This is a genomic window from Bartonella vinsonii subsp. vinsonii (assembly GCF_902825235.1).
Taxonomy (GTDB): domain Bacteria; phylum Pseudomonadota; class Alphaproteobacteria; order Rhizobiales; family Rhizobiaceae; genus Bartonella; species Bartonella vinsonii.
The window spans coordinates 45111-58638 of sequence record NZ_CADEAJ010000002.1 but is presented as its reverse complement, the minus strand read 5'-3'; the positions used below and the strand labels follow the sequence as shown (position 1 = coordinate 58638).

The 13528-nt window shown below is 37.2% G+C and carries 22 protein-coding genes; 10 read left to right on the top strand and 12 right to left on the bottom strand.

What is annotated here, in order from left to right; all coding sequences use genetic code 11:
* Positions 1 to 2 precede the first annotated feature (2 nt).
* From J7R12_RS02735 to J7R12_RS02705, 7 genes are all read right to left on the bottom strand, one after another.
* Entirely contained in the window at positions 3 to 692 is a 690-nt protein-coding gene (locus J7R12_RS02735; RefSeq protein WP_126603678.1) for a hypothetical protein, read from the bottom strand.
* Positions 693 to 697: 5 nt separating this feature from the next.
* Positions 698 to 1162, bottom strand: coding sequence for a hypothetical protein (locus J7R12_RS02730; protein ID WP_126603679.1), 465 nt, complete (start codon positions 1160 to 1162; stop codon positions 698 to 700).
* An 11-nt stretch (positions 1163 to 1173) separates the two neighbouring features.
* Positions 1174 to 1917, bottom strand: coding sequence for a Rha family transcriptional regulator (locus J7R12_RS02725; protein WP_126603680.1), 744 nt, complete (start codon positions 1915 to 1917; stop codon positions 1174 to 1176).
* Positions 1910 to 2344 carry an antA/AntB antirepressor family protein gene (locus J7R12_RS02720; RefSeq protein ID WP_126603681.1) on the bottom strand — a complete coding sequence of 145 codons (435 nt, stop codon included), beginning with the start codon at positions 2342 to 2344 and terminating at the stop codon, positions 1910 to 1912. The genes J7R12_RS02725 and J7R12_RS02720 overlap by 8 nt, the downstream gene beginning before the upstream one ends.
* 56 nt (positions 2345 to 2400) lie before the next feature.
* Positions 2401 to 2775 carry a hypothetical protein gene (locus J7R12_RS02715; protein WP_126603682.1) on the bottom strand — a complete coding sequence of 125 codons (375 nt, stop codon included), beginning with the start codon at positions 2773 to 2775 and terminating at the stop codon, positions 2401 to 2403.
* A gap of 408 nt (positions 2776 to 3183) precedes the next feature.
* Positions 3184 to 4239, bottom strand: a complete 1056-nt coding sequence (locus J7R12_RS02710) for a type I restriction endonuclease (RefSeq protein WP_126603683.1) — start codon at positions 4237 to 4239, stop codon at positions 3184 to 3186.
* Positions 4240 to 4258: 19 nt separating this feature from the next.
* Positions 4259 to 4912 carry a LexA family protein gene (locus J7R12_RS02705; protein ID WP_004856665.1) on the bottom strand — a complete coding sequence of 218 codons (654 nt, stop codon included), beginning with the start codon at positions 4910 to 4912 and terminating at the stop codon, positions 4259 to 4261.
* 94 nt (positions 4913 to 5006) lie between these two features.
* Here J7R12_RS02705 and J7R12_RS02700 point away from each other — a divergent pair, with 94 nt between their 5' ends.
* Together J7R12_RS02700 and J7R12_RS02695 are read left to right on the top strand one after the other, a co-directional pair.
* Positions 5007 to 5282, top strand: a complete 276-nt coding sequence (locus J7R12_RS02700) for a helix-turn-helix domain-containing protein (RefSeq protein ID WP_126603684.1) — start codon at positions 5007 to 5009, stop codon at positions 5280 to 5282.
* A gap of 99 nt (positions 5283 to 5381) precedes the next feature.
* Positions 5382 to 5747, top strand: a complete 366-nt coding sequence (locus tag J7R12_RS02695) for a hypothetical protein (protein WP_126603685.1) — start codon at positions 5382 to 5384, stop codon at positions 5745 to 5747.
* A gap of 8 nt (positions 5748 to 5755) precedes the next feature.
* Here the strand turns inward: J7R12_RS02695 and J7R12_RS02690 are convergent, their stop codons facing one another.
* Positions 5756 to 6622 carry a hypothetical protein gene (locus J7R12_RS02690; RefSeq protein ID WP_234924825.1) on the bottom strand — a complete coding sequence of 289 codons (867 nt, stop codon included), beginning with the start codon at positions 6620 to 6622 and terminating at the stop codon, positions 5756 to 5758.
* Between the two features lie 79 nt (positions 6623 to 6701).
* On the opposite strand from J7R12_RS02690, the gene J7R12_RS02685 reads away from it, so the two are divergent.
* The 4 genes from J7R12_RS02685 (at position 6702) to J7R12_RS02670 (ending at position 9527) form a co-directional block, all read left to right on the top strand.
* A complete protein-coding gene (locus tag J7R12_RS02685) occupies positions 6702 to 7847 on the top strand; it encodes a YdaU family protein (RefSeq protein WP_126603686.1) in 1146 nt (381 codons plus the stop codon).
* A complete protein-coding gene (locus J7R12_RS02680) occupies positions 7831 to 8217 on the top strand; it encodes a hypothetical protein (RefSeq protein ID WP_197721504.1) in 387 nt (128 codons plus the stop codon). Before J7R12_RS02685 ends, J7R12_RS02680 begins: the two co-directional genes overlap by 17 nt.
* Before the next feature lie 182 nt (positions 8218 to 8399).
* A complete protein-coding gene (locus tag J7R12_RS02675; RefSeq protein WP_126603687.1) occupies positions 8400 to 8747 on the top strand; it encodes a hypothetical protein in 348 nt (115 codons plus the stop codon).
* Between the two features lie 234 nt (positions 8748 to 8981).
* Positions 8982 to 9527: an antA/AntB antirepressor family protein gene (locus J7R12_RS02670; protein WP_126603688.1), complete on the top strand. Its 546-nt coding sequence runs from the start codon at positions 8982 to 8984 to the stop codon at positions 9525 to 9527.
* Between the two features lie 46 nt (positions 9528 to 9573).
* Here the strand turns inward: J7R12_RS02670 and J7R12_RS02665 are convergent, their stop codons facing one another.
* Both J7R12_RS02665 and J7R12_RS02660 read right to left on the bottom strand, forming a co-directional pair.
* A complete protein-coding gene (locus J7R12_RS02665) occupies positions 9574 to 10002 on the bottom strand; it encodes a type II toxin-antitoxin system HicB family antitoxin (protein WP_126603689.1) in 429 nt (142 codons plus the stop codon).
* Positions 10003 to 10069: 67 nt separating this feature from the next.
* Positions 10070 to 10261: a hypothetical protein gene (locus J7R12_RS02660; RefSeq protein ID WP_126603690.1), complete on the bottom strand. Its 192-nt coding sequence runs from the start codon at positions 10259 to 10261 to the stop codon at positions 10070 to 10072.
* A gap of 292 nt (positions 10262 to 10553) precedes the next feature.
* Between J7R12_RS02660 and ssb the strand changes: the two genes are divergently transcribed.
* The gene (gene ssb / locus J7R12_RS02655) at positions 10554 to 11009 is read left to right on the top strand and encodes a single-stranded DNA-binding protein (protein WP_126603691.1); all 456 of its coding nucleotides are present in this window, start codon (positions 10554 to 10556) and stop codon (positions 11007 to 11009) included.
* Positions 11010 to 11020: 11 nt separating this feature from the next.
* Complete coding sequence (locus J7R12_RS02650) at positions 11021 to 11563, top strand: hypothetical protein (RefSeq protein WP_126603692.1); 543 nt, start codon at positions 11021 to 11023, stop codon at positions 11561 to 11563.
* Positions 11564 to 11566: 3 nt separating this feature from the next.
* On the opposite strand, the gene J7R12_RS02645 is transcribed toward J7R12_RS02650, so the two are convergent.
* Entirely contained in the window at positions 11567 to 11989 is a 423-nt protein-coding gene (locus tag J7R12_RS02645; protein WP_126603693.1) for a type II toxin-antitoxin system HicB family antitoxin, read from the bottom strand.
* 20 nt (positions 11990 to 12009) lie between these two features.
* The gene (locus tag J7R12_RS02640; RefSeq protein ID WP_006589116.1) at positions 12010 to 12192 is read right to left on the bottom strand and encodes a type II toxin-antitoxin system HicA family toxin; all 183 of its coding nucleotides are present in this window, start codon (positions 12190 to 12192) and stop codon (positions 12010 to 12012) included.
* A gap of 344 nt (positions 12193 to 12536) precedes the next feature.
* Here J7R12_RS02640 and J7R12_RS02635 point away from each other — a divergent pair, with 344 nt between their 5' ends.
* Positions 12537 to 12857, top strand: a complete 321-nt coding sequence (locus J7R12_RS02635) for a hypothetical protein (protein WP_126604052.1) — start codon at positions 12537 to 12539, stop codon at positions 12855 to 12857.
* 3 nt (positions 12858 to 12860) lie between these two features.
* Positions 12861 to 13445: a hypothetical protein gene (locus tag J7R12_RS02630; protein WP_197721505.1), complete on the top strand. Its 585-nt coding sequence runs from the start codon at positions 12861 to 12863 to the stop codon at positions 13443 to 13445.
* The last annotated feature ends 83 nt before the right edge of the window (positions 13446 to 13528 follow it).

The window sequence follows — 13528 nt, the reverse complement described above, 5'->3', positions numbered from 1 at the left end:
TTTCATCTGGTCTTTTCTCCGGTTGATATGGCGTTATAGTCATCAACGTGTGCGCTACGGTAAACTTCTGCATCACCGTAAACTTTTGCTTCTCCGTAAATTTCTGCCTTATCGTAAACACGTGCTTCATCGTAAACGCGTGCATCATCATAAACTTTTGCACGCCCATGAACATGTGCATTGCCAAAAACTAACGCCTCACCAAAAACCTTGGCATAACCGTAAACCTCTGCATTATGGGAAACGCATGCCTCACCGTAAACGCGTGCACAACCGTAAACCTCTGCCTTACCGTAAACACGTGCTTCATCGAAAATAAGTGCACAATCGTAAACCTCTGCCCTACCGTAAACTTCTGCATCACCGTAAACTTTTGCTTCTCCATAAATTTCTGCACGACCGTAAACGCGCGCTTCATCATAAACGTGTGCGCTCTCGCAAACATGTGCATTATCGGAAACTTTTGCTTCATCGAAAACAAGTGCATTGCCATAAATACGTGCATCTCCAAAAACACAAGCCTTATACCAAATCCAACAATTGCCCTCATGGGATAAGTTGCCTTCGTGCTCTATAAAACCACCTAAATCACCAACTTTAATATCACCGAAGTTTTTCAATGCACGAATACGGCGGAGCGTTTTGCGCCCAATTTCGATTGTTTCATCAGTAAGTTCGTATTTCTTTTCCATGATTACTATTTCTTACGTTCTATGATTACGGTTGATCCACTAATTTTACAATCTCCACCAATGTCTACACGACAGCAAATATATGCTTGATTGTAGATTTTAGCATTTCCGTAAACGTGTGCACTTTCCCCTATAACAGAATTGCCATAAATCCGCGCATAGTCAAAAACCTTGGCATCCTCTCTAACAAAAGCACCATCAACTTCGGCATAATCAGAAATTTGTGCATTTCCAGAAATTTTTGCATCCCCATAAACCCGTGCATCATTATAAACTTTGGCATTATCGTAAACTTGTGCATTGCCAAAAATCCAACAGTTTCCCTTATGGCTTAAGTTGCTCCCTTTTTCTATAAAACCGCCGAGGTCCCCTTTTTTGATATATCCAAAGTCTCTTAAGGCTTTAATACGGTAAAGTGTTCGTCCATAAGCTTCAGTTTTTTCATCAGTCAGTTCGTATTTCTTTTCCATGATTATTGCTCTTAATGCATGCTTTGTCGTTTAAGCTCTTGAGAAAGCACACCAATTCCTTTTGCTGTGATTTTTGCGCAAGGAATATTTTTTTCTATTCCACTTGCGGTTTGGAGTGTGATAGTTGGACAATCCATAAGTTGCTTTTGGATTTTGTCTTGATAAGGAAGCAAATTTCCACCTGCTGCTCGTCTGTAAACCCAACCTTTTTTCTGTAAGAAGAGAATGAACTGTTTTGGTTGCATCTCGAGTATTTTAGCGGCTTCAGTGAGACCAAAAAGCCCTTCATTGCGTTGCAAGCTTTCAAGAGCCATAGCCTTTGGTTTTAATTCAGCAATCATATTATCTTTTTGTTCATTTTCACTTTTGAGATAAGTTAAAACACCAAGCATAACCTGAGGACTTGAATAATCGATTTGTGGTATTACTGCTTGCTTTTCCAATTCTTGCCAACGGTCTATAATCCTAGCACGTAATGTCATACTGTAACCTGAGACAAGAATTAAACATTCACGCTTGGGAAGATTATAACAAGGGAGAGTGCGACCTGTTGAATCTTTGTAAAAACCTACAAATTCACTCAGCCCAAATTTGGGCTCAGTACTTTTAGAGTGTAGCTCTTCAAGCATTTGCTTAATATCACGCATAACGTGTTTATGTTGTTTACTACACAATTCTGCAATTTCACGACTTGACATGGTTGGAACGGTTTGATTGTTAAAATTATTTTCTGCTGCTGTGATAAAATTATGCATGCTTCACTCCGTTCGTTGTGACAACATTGTCATTGTGCTTAATTTGCTGTCTTAGATGTCTTAAGAAATCTTCTAATGTTTCAGGATTTGAATAATCGATTTGCAGCTTTGCTTTTTTTTCGCATTCGAGAAAATGCTTACGAACTTGTTTACCTTTGAGACCAAGTTCACAAATGGCAATGTGTTTTGCCGTGTCTAAAGTGAGAGCATAATCTTTAAAAGGATTTCCGTGTGAGGAGTTTGATAATTTTTTAGTAGAAAGTACAAAGTCGACATCTTCTCTAAAACTAAGTTCTTTAATACAGTTTGTTATCCACTTTCTAAACTCGGTTTTTACCTCTAAAAAGGTATATAAATCACGAGCGCTAATAGTTTGAACCTTTTGATGTTGAATAATATTGTACTGAGTAGGAATAAGCTTTTCCATGATAGACCTCATATTGATGGGATTGAAAGGGGCGCTTGAGAAAACGCCCTCAGAATTTAAAGCACATCACAAGGACGCAAACGGTGTTGCTGTTCATAGGTCCCGTACATTTTATCATTATATTTTTCGTCTGCGATATCGTCTAAAAGCCTATGGTAAGCATTGCTTTGATAGATATAATAATCAACCTTGCTGTCCTCATCGAGAAAATCTATGTTTTGTTTTATATATGCTTCTGCAATATCTTCAGAGATATCTTCGCAACTGTTCTCAGAAGGATTTATGCGAAGGATTTGTATAGCATCATCTGCCTCGTCAACAATTGCTAAAGCTTGGTTTTCATCAAGTGGACCCGATTGCCCTATGTGTTGATCATCATTGTAGACAACTAATAAAATTTCATCAGAATTTATAAGAATTGGCTTATCCATAATTTCCCCTCCCTAACGCCTAATAGCGATTGTTTGTGTCAATGTAATTTAATCTACACCAGATCGGCTTTTGCTTCTTCGTGATATGTTGTTATAGAGGAGTATACCGTAAAGGATTATTATAGTCAAGTCATTTTATGCTAAAATGGTTTTTTATAAATGAACTTTAATATTTATTACGAATCGGTTTGGGTATTGTAGCGTTCAGTGTAGAGGCATGATACTTCCTAGTATCCCGTAAAAAAATAAATCAGTTAGCTGTATTTGAAATTTATATGCAGGAAAAATTGGGGCAGTGTGCAGACAGAGCCAATCGATGGGTAGATAACGCCGTAGTTTTTTTATAAAAACTGCGGACGAACAAAAAAACCCCGCTTCAGCGGGGCATACATAGGTTGTTAGAATATCTTATAAATATTTTTTTGCTGTTTCTCTTATTCTGTCTGCAAAATCATAAATATTATCTAGCGTTTCAATACCGACTTTTTCATCAATATCAGTATCGAAAAGGGCTAGTTGCTTACGTTTTCTGTTAAAGTGCAGTCGAACCAACGGCTTTCTGTTATTATTGTCAATTAAAATGGCGCAGTACGACTTTGCATCTCTGATAACAATACGGTCGGCAGAAATAACTTCACGCGCAATTGCCTTGACAATCATGAAGCCTTCAACTTCCTCTTCGGTCGTTATTATGGCATGTTCATTACCAATAGATGTAGCAATATTATCTTGCTTGTCGGTTTCAGTTGTTGTTTGTAAAGCGCTAGAAAGCCGACTTTTTACCGCATCAGATATTACTTCGCGAAACGCATTTTTAGTAACACCTGTGAGCATTTCTAAGACATTAGCAGTCAGGCGCCCTTCATAAACATCCGCACAAGCAACACGAACAAAACCTTCGGACGGATTTTCTATTTCTTTTTGGATGTTTTGTTTTATTCCAGATACATATTTGAGCTGCTCGGCTGTCACCAATATATTTTCAATATTAAATGCTGAGCGTTCAAACTTTTTAAGCTCTGTAAGTACCACAGTATTGTATTCTATTACATCAAAAGTAAGGAATGGCCTATTATCGAGCTTGTTTGCAGCATCAAGATCTGTGTAAAAATGAAAAAATCGACCATTTGTCAAAATCGCGAATTTAGCATTCGTTACACTAAAGTATCGATATAATTGACTTAAATGCTTTGAACTCAATTCGCAAGATATCGGTTTGCACTCAAAAAGAATACGTATCTCACCGTCTATACGGATAGCATAGTCAACTTTTTCACCTTTTTTACCAACGGCATCAGCAGTAAACTCGGGAATGACTTCAAGTGGATCGAAAATATCATACCCAAGTGCGCGCAGAAAGGGTAAAACGACCGCTGTTTTGACCGCTTCTTCAGTTAACATAGTATCTGAATGATTTTTGACTTTATCAGCTATTATTTTTAAGCTCTCGTCTACTGTCCCCATTCCCGCTTCTCCTTTGTTTTCAGGGTTTTCTTAAAATCCAAAGAACTTTCCCAACTACACGAATCTCCTCTCCATCAGTTGCCCCATTTATTTTGATAGGTTCTTGATGATTGGGTTCAGTACTTTCAGGCCATAGTTCAAATCCACTAATAGTTTGACGTATACGTTTAGCTGTACGCTCAATCATTTGACCATTGAATCGGCTGCGTTCAACTATCACGAGATCGTTAGGTTCCACATTAATGCCGGCTTTTATTATGTCTACGCAAATAAGTTGATCACCATCACGAGCAATTTTGTTAAGGCAGTTGCCCTCGATTTTTAAAGCAAATTGAAAGTGAGCTGGGTATTTCGAGGTGCTGGGTACATATTCTATGTCATCAAATCCAAAATCCATATCTTCGACCGACATCCACGAGCTAGCAGCAACTTTTCCTATCACCGGTATCATTCCAATAGCATTAGATATGGGATGTATTTCCTCGTTTTCTGGGAAAAGAAGATTAAATGGCTTTACACCAAGATGTGGTGCTAACTTTTCCGCCCACTCTTTGGTTAATTTTCGCTCACCTTTTTCAAGCCGTTTTATTTGAGGTTGCGTGGTACCAGCTTTTTCAGCCAATTTCACCTGTGTGAGTCCCAAATCTTTCCTCAATTTTTTAATTATATGCATGCTCTAAACCTTACACCAAGACTGCTTATTTAACAAAATCCATAAAGGTATTTTTTATTGACTAAAGCAGTCCTTTATGGTATTTATTTGAATTATGGAAAAATTGAAATCATATCTCACACGAAATAAACTATCTCAAGCCGAATTTGGGAAGCAAGTTGGCGTAGCACAGAGTACGATTAACAGGTATTTACGCGGCTTGCGGTTTCCTGAGCCTGAAATTGTCTTAAAGATTGAAAAGACAACCAATGGTATTGTTCGTCCCGTTGACTGGTATGTCGATTTATACCCACGCCCCTCTCTTGAAGAGGTAGGCGTGCCACTGACTACAGCTGATAACAAACACCCACAGCACCATTCACACTCTTAAAGAAGAAAGATCATGAGAAACGGGATATTGAAGAAACTCTACGCACGGATCTGTAGATTAATAGGTTGTAATACGAAAATTGAGAATGGAGATAAGTTTGTGAAAGAATTTATACAAATACCGGATCGTGATTGTAGCATAGAAGATCTTATAAAACGACATAGAACTCACACAACAATTCTTGCAAAACGAGAAGAATGGCATAAGTCACAATTTGATAATTGGATGAGATGGCATGAAGCAACTCTTGCAGAGCGAGATAAGTCAATTGAACAACAGCAAGTAGTACTTGAAAACCTATCCTCTTTAATTAAGCAAAAAAATGAAACGCTATACAGCCAAAGGCTAAAGTTAGCTTCACAGATGAAAGTTATTGATGAATTAAATAATAAAATCATTGAGTTAATTAACAAAAAAGAAGAACCTGGATTGCTGGATTTTGCTTTCGCAGGAGAATGCTTTTAATTTTGGCATCAAAAAAACCACAAATGAGGATTATCAGCCAAAAAGGAATATTCAGGGCCAAATTCATCATATGTATCTTTTGAGCGTGGATATGAGGCCCAAAAATGAACAGTGAATGTTTCCTCTGGGTTAACAATCGAAGTGTGGTCAAGTGTAAAATTTGCAATGTTGCGAGAATTAGGCTTACGGCAGCTAATTATGAAATCTAAAAAAGTATAGCATTTAGCACGTATAATAAAAAAGTTCAAAGCGAACTCTGATGAAGCATTTGATTTTATATTTTGGGGACATAAAGCAATGAGTTTTGGAGTTGTTCTTTTAATGACAAGGTGTTCACCTGAAGTTTTAGATGGCCATCTAACGAAAGGGCAAGCATTTTCAACAAACTTAAAGGGACTTTTTTTCGATATGCGTATATTCCTTATCATTATATCTTCTCTAGTAAGATTTTTAATGCACAATTTCACCCTAACACGTGAAGTGCCTTCATATTTTTGTGGGAAGAATACTGCCTTCAATTTCAAATATGGTCCCAAATCCCGTGCTTTTTTATCTTCTAATAGAATAGCTGTCTGGGTTTCTGATGCTATAGTTTGTCGTTGGAAGATTTTAAGTTGTTTTTTTAAGCTTAGTTGTTGCACAAAAAGTGTCACCATTCCAGTAACTATCGTAGCAATTATAGGAGCAATCGTAAGATTATCTCTTATCCAGTGCAGCAAAAATGCAGCACTATCATTTATCGGTTGCAATAAGAATATAACCTTATCAACTATCCATTCTTGCATCATAGCTCCCCCCAATTTTTTAGAATCGTTGGGAGAGTACTTTTTCAAAAATATTTTTTCAAGACAGGCAATTTCTAAGCACTCTGTCACAGCGCACGCATAAATACGCAACAGCCTTAAGGGGGGATTATGATCACTAATTTATATTTAATGAAAGAAGGGGGCGCGCATGTCTAATGCAATGCCATGGATAAGATTCCATTTGTATGACTGGATAAGTGGTACAAGTGGAATGACATCTGAACAACGGGGGGTTTATATAACCCTTCTCGTTTGCATGTATGAAAAAAAAGAACCACTTAAAACAGATTTTCAAACGCTTGCACGCGTTTGTCATTGTTCGCAGAAAAAATTTGCAGCTATTGTCGAATACTTAATGAGGAATAATAAACTTATCCAAACAGATGATGGTTTGTGGAATTGTCGTGTTGAGGAAGAGTTAAAAGATTTTTCTGATAAAAAAGAGCACATATCGCAAGTTCGTAGTGAGGCTGGTAAAAAAGGTGCACAAGCAAAAAACAATACAAAACAACATGTTAATAATTTTGCTGAAGCAAATAATAAGCAAAACGCTTTTTTTGCTGAAGCAAACGCTAAGCAAAATCAAGCTATAAAGAACCAGAATAAGAATATATATAAAAAAACTAACACTATCGTGTTAGCAAAAAAAGAAATTGGTTCTGAAAATTTAGAAACAAACGAACAGGTTGACGAGCCAACAGAGGTTGCTGCTTGCGAAAACCAACCAGAGCAAATCACAACGGTATTTGAAAACCAACCTCCCATTCACGAGCAAGAGAACGTTTCCCAAAAAGCAAAACGAGCGAAAGCTAATCGCGGTTGTCGATTGCCAGAGGATTTTGAACCTAATTTGCAATACGCAATCGATAAAGGCTTAACGCATGATGAGGCGCTGTTAGAAACCGAACGGTTCAAAAATTTTTGGCTAGCAAGATCAGGAAAAGATGCAACAAAAACGGATTGGCAAAGGACTTGGTACAATTGGGTTACAAGCCGAAATGGAACTTTAGCCAAGAAAAAAGAAAAGGAAAAACAGGCAGGTGCAAACAATGAAAGATTTTCAAAAAATCAAAGAACTAGTGGTGGTACCGGAGAAGCAATCCGTAATCTTATCGGTGCAACACAGCTTAGTGATACCTCTACAAGATACCGTGCAACAGATGGTACAATCTGTAACTCGGGAGTACCCATGGACCTTGAAAAATGGCATTCAATTGACACCAGCCCTAGAGAAACAAGCTTTAGAAGCTTATCAGACGGTTCAGAACTTACTCGCCTTGAAAGCATCTGTTGAAGACATTGCAGAGGCTCTTGATGTGCTTGAAGGTGGTTTGACAATGCAAAAAGTTGCTAATGGAAATGCTCGCGCTCGCGCCTATGTTGTAGCTCTTGACGGTGTTTCGCTATGGTCTTTGTTGCAAGCTGTTAAAAATCTCGTGCGTGGTGAAGCGGAAGGTATGTCAACAACATTTGTACCATCTTCTGCTGATCTTGCGAAGTATTGTCGTGATATGGAGTCTGTTCTCTATGGTGCTGCTGAGAAGATATTCCTAGCTGTTGAAAATACACGCAACAAGGCATTGGGAGGTAAGCGTATTTCATTCATGAGAATAGGCAAGCTCGATTCCGATGCTTTTGAAGAACAGCATGGCAAAGCAGCTTGAGACAGCAAAATAGTGAAAAGTGGTGATTGTTTTGGGATTATATATGCATTTAAATCGATAAAAAGGTACCGTACAAAGCGATTTAGTAATTTTTTGATACAAACAACATAAGGAATTAAAAACGCTTTGTACGATCAAATTTGAGGCAAATAGACCAATTGGTAAAATTATGGACTAAAAGCATGGGAATATTAAAAGATCTGTTCTTAAAAAAACGTAAACAGCCAATGAAAAAAGAGTTTGTTGCAACAGCTGTTGGTTATGTTCCTTGGGGGGACGGAGCAGCTGAGTATTTTTACAATCTCTACGAATATGAAGATGGCACAAGAGAGTGTGAAAAGTTTGATGGTGGGCAGTATTATACCACACCAGAAAATGCGGATTTTAGTACCAAAGCGCAAGTGAAAGCATGGGTTTATGGGGGTGATGTCCCTAAAAGCGTTCTGAATATCGAACCTCTCATAGACGAGATCAACAGAGAGATAAAAAAATTAACAGAAACTTCTGAAAAAACGATGATTAGATGCTAACTCATATCAGGAACAACTTGACAAATTTTTAAAAGCCATTAGGTTATGAGGCAGGCTTAAAACACCTGTAACCAATCGGTTCAACAGTATCCCGAAAGATCTGTTGCCCTTCATTTTATTATTCCAGGGTCTTCACGTGTATGTCCAAGGGTAACCTAAAGATGTGAAGGACTGAATTGGTTCGGTTGTTTTAGCCCTGGATACTTAAACTTTTAAAACAAAGGAACCAATATTATGAACACACTCATTAAAATATCAGAAAAAATTATTGAACAAGAAATTGTGCAAACGGTCAATGCGCGTGAGTTACACGCATTCATGGAAATAGGAAAACGTTTCGCTACTTGGATTACAGATCGTATTAATCAATATACATTTGAAGAAGGTAAAGATTTCATAAAAACACAAGATTTGCGGTTCCCAAAATTGGGAAGCGCAAAATCTAGAGCTGTTACAGCAATAGAATATCATCTCACTCTAGACATGGCGAAAGAGCTCTCAATGGTTGAACGCAATGAGAAAGGTAGACAGGCTCGACGCTACTTTATTGAATGTGAAAAGAAACTAAGAAACCAAGCTGTTGATTATGATAATGATACGCGCTTTGATGATTTTAATTATCTTCGTCAATATGTTTTGACAAATTATCCTAAAATCATGGGTATAATCTTTGGTCGTCTTTTAAAAATAGATGAAATCGAAAAAGAACTTGATCATTATAAATCAGTTACAAAAGAAGCTAAGCGCATTCTAGCAAGGTCTGTAGTAAAAGCTGCTTAGACTTAAAACATGACTCCCCTCCCTGCCTTCAAACGTGGGAAGGAAGTTAAGCCGCGTTTTTGATTGTAATAACGACTTGCTTGCCAAGAGCACTCAGTGTTTGCTCTAGTGTTTGAAGCTTAGTTGGATAATTGGGATCAAGAATGCGTCTTGCTTCTGTTTCTTTTTTACCCAAACGATTAGCCAATTCTGTTTTTGTGATATTCGCTTCATTAAAGGCTTCTACCACTGCAAGTTTAAGAGCATTCCACGCATCTACCGTAACCTCTATAAGGTCTTTATATTGCTGTGGTACTGGTAAAGGTAAACCGCGCATAGGATAGCTCCGTAATGCTAACCCTAAAGCTTCAACAGCATTCTCTAATGCCTCAGTTCTATTTTCTCCAGCTGTTATTGCTTCTGGTACATCTGGAAAGGTTACAATAAAACCACCATCTGGATCAGATTCCAGTTTTGCTTGATAAGTATATTCCATGTTTTGGTCTCCTCGCCATGATCGAAATGTTTTTGAAACGAAAAATTAAAGCCGTCGAGAGAGTAACTCATATCCCCAACTGCTTTTTTATTATCTTCACGTAAAGTGGAGTCAATTCACCAGATTTTATAACGGTTGTTTTATCTCCAAAAGTTACCAAATAATGTGACCCTTTACCTGCATCAGGAGCTTCACTGTAATGAATGCCTCTTTTTCTGGCTTCTTTACGTAATTCTCTAAGCAGCGCTTCTCGTTTCATTTAGCTTCCCCCTTTCTTCATAAAATGAAGATCGCACAAAAAGGTTCGATAGTCAACAATAAATCGAACAAAAAAGTTTGATACAGACTCTTAATGAATTGAAAAGTTAAAAGCAGAAATAAGAAAGCCGTGCCATTTGTGTGACATGGTTTTTTGATGAATAATTTGTCAAATAATATTATAATGTAATACTTTAAAAAACTGTTATTAATTTACTGAATTATTTGATAAAATACGCAAATTATGCTAAGATTTTTCATGTATAATTTGCAAATCTAATGGGGCTATAAATATGCTAAATAAAGTGACGTTAATCGGACGCCTTGGTGCTAATCCCGAAAGCAAAACAATGAATTCTGGAGCGGAAATAGTCAATTTTAGTATAGCGACTTCTGAGAGCTATACAGATAAAAAAACCAATCAAAAAATAGAAAAGACAGAATGGCATTCCGTTGTAGTTTTCAATCCACATTTGGCAAAAATAGCGCTTCAATATTTGAATAAAGGTTCAAAGGTTTATGTAGAAGGCAAATTACAGACACGCAAATGGCAAGATAAAAACGGTCATGATCGTTACTCAACAGAGATTGTCTTACCACAATTCAAAGGCGAATTGTATTTGCTTGATGCAAAGAAAGAACAATCGGCACCCCCTACCCCTTCACCTATTACTTCTCAAAATTATGCTGTTGCTTCAGGAGCTAAAGATTATAGCGCACTCACTAATAATGATAGCATACCATTCTGATTGAAAAAAATATGACAAAAAGAAAAAAACGTGCAAAACGTGGTCGTCCACGGATTAAAGGATGTATCAGAGAACCAAACGGACGCATCTCACGAGCCAAAACACCGCATGAACCCATGGATAAATTGGCACTTGAAATGCGTGCCAAACGCTTTGGCTTGACCATAGAAGAGGCTAAAAATCCGCTTTCCGGTACTTATATCGGGCGGCTTTATTTGCAAGGCGAAATCAATCAAGATCAATATGATGCTGCGCAAAAATATCTTGAAGTGAGAAACAATTACCTCTGTGCAAAAGCGTTACCTAATGCTGTTTATGATGAAATGCCTACAACTTCTGATGACAAAGCAAGAGAGAAATGGGTACAAATGGCAACAAAACATCTTTTAGCTGTAAAAGATGTTGTTCAAGAAGCACAATGTTTATACCGTCAATATAACCTTCATGCCGCATTACAGTATCTTGTGATAGAAGATCAATCACTACCATATCTTGTTAATTCTCTGCGTATTGTGCTTAACGCGCTTCATAAACACTTTATGCAAAACCGGTAGTTTTCAAGCAGCGTCTTGGATATTAATGGCAATCTCTTTTCCAAGAGCAATGAGTGTGGATTCTAAGGCATCTAATTTGGTTGCGTGGTTTAAATCCAACAATCGGTCAATTTGTATTGGATGAAGTTTTAAAAGACGTACCAGATCAGCTTTGCGTAAGTTTTTTTCAATCATAGCGTTATGTATTGCAATTTTTAAAGTCACCAATGAAGATACTTCAACAAAAGGATAGGCAATATCACGATGTCCAAAGGGAATAGGTTCACGATCTTGAAAACGCCCCATAATGACTGTTAAAAGTGCATTTTTAGCCTGTTCCAAAGCCTCTTTTTCATCGTTACCATAGGTAATAAATTCCTGAAAGTCTTTAGAGACGACCAGAAGAGTATCATTGTCATCTTTGATAAATTTGATTGCATATTTCATTTACACCTCCATATTCAGGCTTATTTTAGGTCAAGATCTTTAAGAATTTTCTGGACTAATCCTGTTCCTAATTCTTTTCGCGTACCATGCATAGGTAAAACGGACTTTTTAGAACCACGCTTTACAAGCAAATGCCCTCCCTTCCCTGAAGTAAAACTGCAACCATGCTTTATAAGATATCTTTTCAATTCTTGACTGTTCATTATAATAATATAACATCTAAAATGTTTCAACACAACATAAACGTTGTGTTGAAGAAAAATAAAGAACATCTTTTAAAACACCATATTTAGGTAAAAAAATAAAAAAAATACAAGATCATGTTTTTTTGTTGACATGATGTGAAAAATCATATTTAATGACGTCACTGCACTAGTTGTATTGTGTCTAAAATTCAAAATATTCCCTAAAAATTCAGTAAAATGTGAACTTGAAACGTGCCTAGAAAGCCCTGTTTTCTTGCTAATTCTGGCTAATCAATTTTTCACAGAATAAAAATCAATATTTGACTAATGATGTCATTAATTATGACTCAAAAGGAGCAATGATGAAAGCTGTCATCACTAAGCCAATGTGTGTTGTTGGAGACAATAAAAGCACTGTTCGCTTTGAACCATCAACACCCAATAATCCATTTGTTGAAATTTCCAATCAGGTCTATGCACGTCTCAAACGTGCCAATGCTGTAAAACCTTTTGTTGAGGTTAAGACAACAGCAAAGCTTGAAAAACCAGTTAAACAAGTTGAGAAAGTAGAAAAAGAAATTGTACAAACATCAACTGAACCAGTGGTAGAGGAAATCGCACCAGAACAGCCAAAAGCATCTAAAGCTTCCAAGCCATCAACACCTACTCCCAAAAAAGCTTAGAAGTTGAAATTAATCATCCGCCAAAAATGGTATCTTCAACAACTGAAGGATACCTTTACAAGTCTTCAAGCACCACGCCTTAATTGGGCTTTGCGGAATGCTCTAAACACAGCAGCAAAGCAAGTCGAACGCTTTGCAGAAAAACAAATTGCCGATGTTACATCAGCCAAATCAAAGCGTATCAAGCGAGGCGTTTATATTAAAGAAAAGGCTACAGCAAAACTTCTCGAGACAAATATCATTGGTTCTGGAACACCGATACCTCTTAAATTTTTTCAAGCAAGAGAAACAAAACGCGGTGTAACTTACAAAATGTTTGGAAAGAAAGAAATCTTACCTCATGCTTTTATCAAAGGTGGGAGTTTTCCAAAGCGTGTTGAATTAAAAAAGCTGAATGGTAATGTCTTTCAAAGAGTGGATGGAGATCAATTCCCCATTGCAAAACAAGAGGGCCCCTCAATTGCTGGGGTGATGTCCAAACCAGACATTGCAAATGATATCGCAGAATATGCCAATGAAAGATTAATCAAAAATATACAGTACCAACTTGCTCGTCAAGAATATGCCGCCAATAAGAAAGCTAAATAATGTTCTTATGCTATGCCTATGTATTACATACTACGATGTTAATTTTGAAAGCAAATTATCGCTTATACTTCGCTTTTTCCAGA

Bases quoted from the DNA above. Each gene is read 5' to 3' on its own strand.
- J7R12_RS02650 (WP_126603692.1), top strand. From the start codon at position 11,021: ATGACAAAAAGAAAAAAACGTGCAAAACGTGGTCGTCCACGGATTAAA.
- J7R12_RS02685 (WP_126603686.1), top strand. From the start codon at position 6,702: ATGTCTAATGCAATGCCATGGATAAGATTCCATTTGTATGACTGGATA.
- J7R12_RS02665 (WP_126603689.1), bottom strand. From the start codon at position 10,002: ATGGAATATACTTATCAAGCAAAACTGGAATCTGATCCAGATGGTGGT.
- J7R12_RS02640 (WP_006589116.1), bottom strand. From the start codon at position 12,192: ATGAACAGTCAAGAATTGAAAAGATATCTTATAAAGCATGGTTGCAGT.
- ssb (WP_126603691.1), top strand. From the start codon at position 10,554: ATGCTAAATAAAGTGACGTTAATCGGACGCCTTGGTGCTAATCCCGAA.
- J7R12_RS02660 (WP_126603690.1), bottom strand. From the start codon at position 10,261: ATGAAACGAGAAGCGCTGCTTAGAGAATTACGTAAAGAAGCCAGAAAA.
- J7R12_RS02710 (WP_126603683.1), bottom strand. From the start codon at position 4,239: ATGGGGACAGTAGACGAGAGCTTAAAAATAATAGCTGATAAAGTCAAA.
- J7R12_RS02700 (WP_126603684.1), top strand. From the start codon at position 5,007: ATGGAAAAATTGAAATCATATCTCACACGAAATAAACTATCTCAAGCC.
- J7R12_RS02635 (WP_126604052.1), top strand. From the start codon at position 12,537: ATGAAAGCTGTCATCACTAAGCCAATGTGTGTTGTTGGAGACAATAAA.
- J7R12_RS02675 (WP_126603687.1), top strand. From the start codon at position 8,400: ATGGGAATATTAAAAGATCTGTTCTTAAAAAAACGTAAACAGCCAATG.
- J7R12_RS02730 (WP_126603679.1), bottom strand. From the start codon at position 1,162: ATGGAAAAGAAATACGAACTGACTGATGAAAAAACTGAAGCTTATGGA.
- J7R12_RS02645 (WP_126603693.1), bottom strand. From the start codon at position 11,989: ATGAAATATGCAATCAAATTTATCAAAGATGACAATGATACTCTTCTG.
- J7R12_RS02720 (WP_126603681.1), bottom strand. From the start codon at position 2,344: ATGGAAAAGCTTATTCCTACTCAGTACAATATTATTCAACATCAAAAG.
- J7R12_RS02725 (WP_126603680.1), bottom strand. From the start codon at position 1,917: ATGCATAATTTTATCACAGCAGCAGAAAATAATTTTAACAATCAAACC.
- J7R12_RS02705 (WP_004856665.1), bottom strand. From the start codon at position 4,912: ATGCATATAATTAAAAAATTGAGGAAAGATTTGGGACTCACACAGGTG.
- J7R12_RS02670 (WP_126603688.1), top strand. From the start codon at position 8,982: ATGAACACACTCATTAAAATATCAGAAAAAATTATTGAACAAGAAATT.
- J7R12_RS02715 (WP_126603682.1), bottom strand. From the start codon at position 2,775: ATGGATAAGCCAATTCTTATAAATTCTGATGAAATTTTATTAGTTGTC.
- J7R12_RS02735 (WP_126603678.1), bottom strand. From the start codon at position 692: ATGGAAAAGAAATACGAACTTACTGATGAAACAATCGAAATTGGGCGC.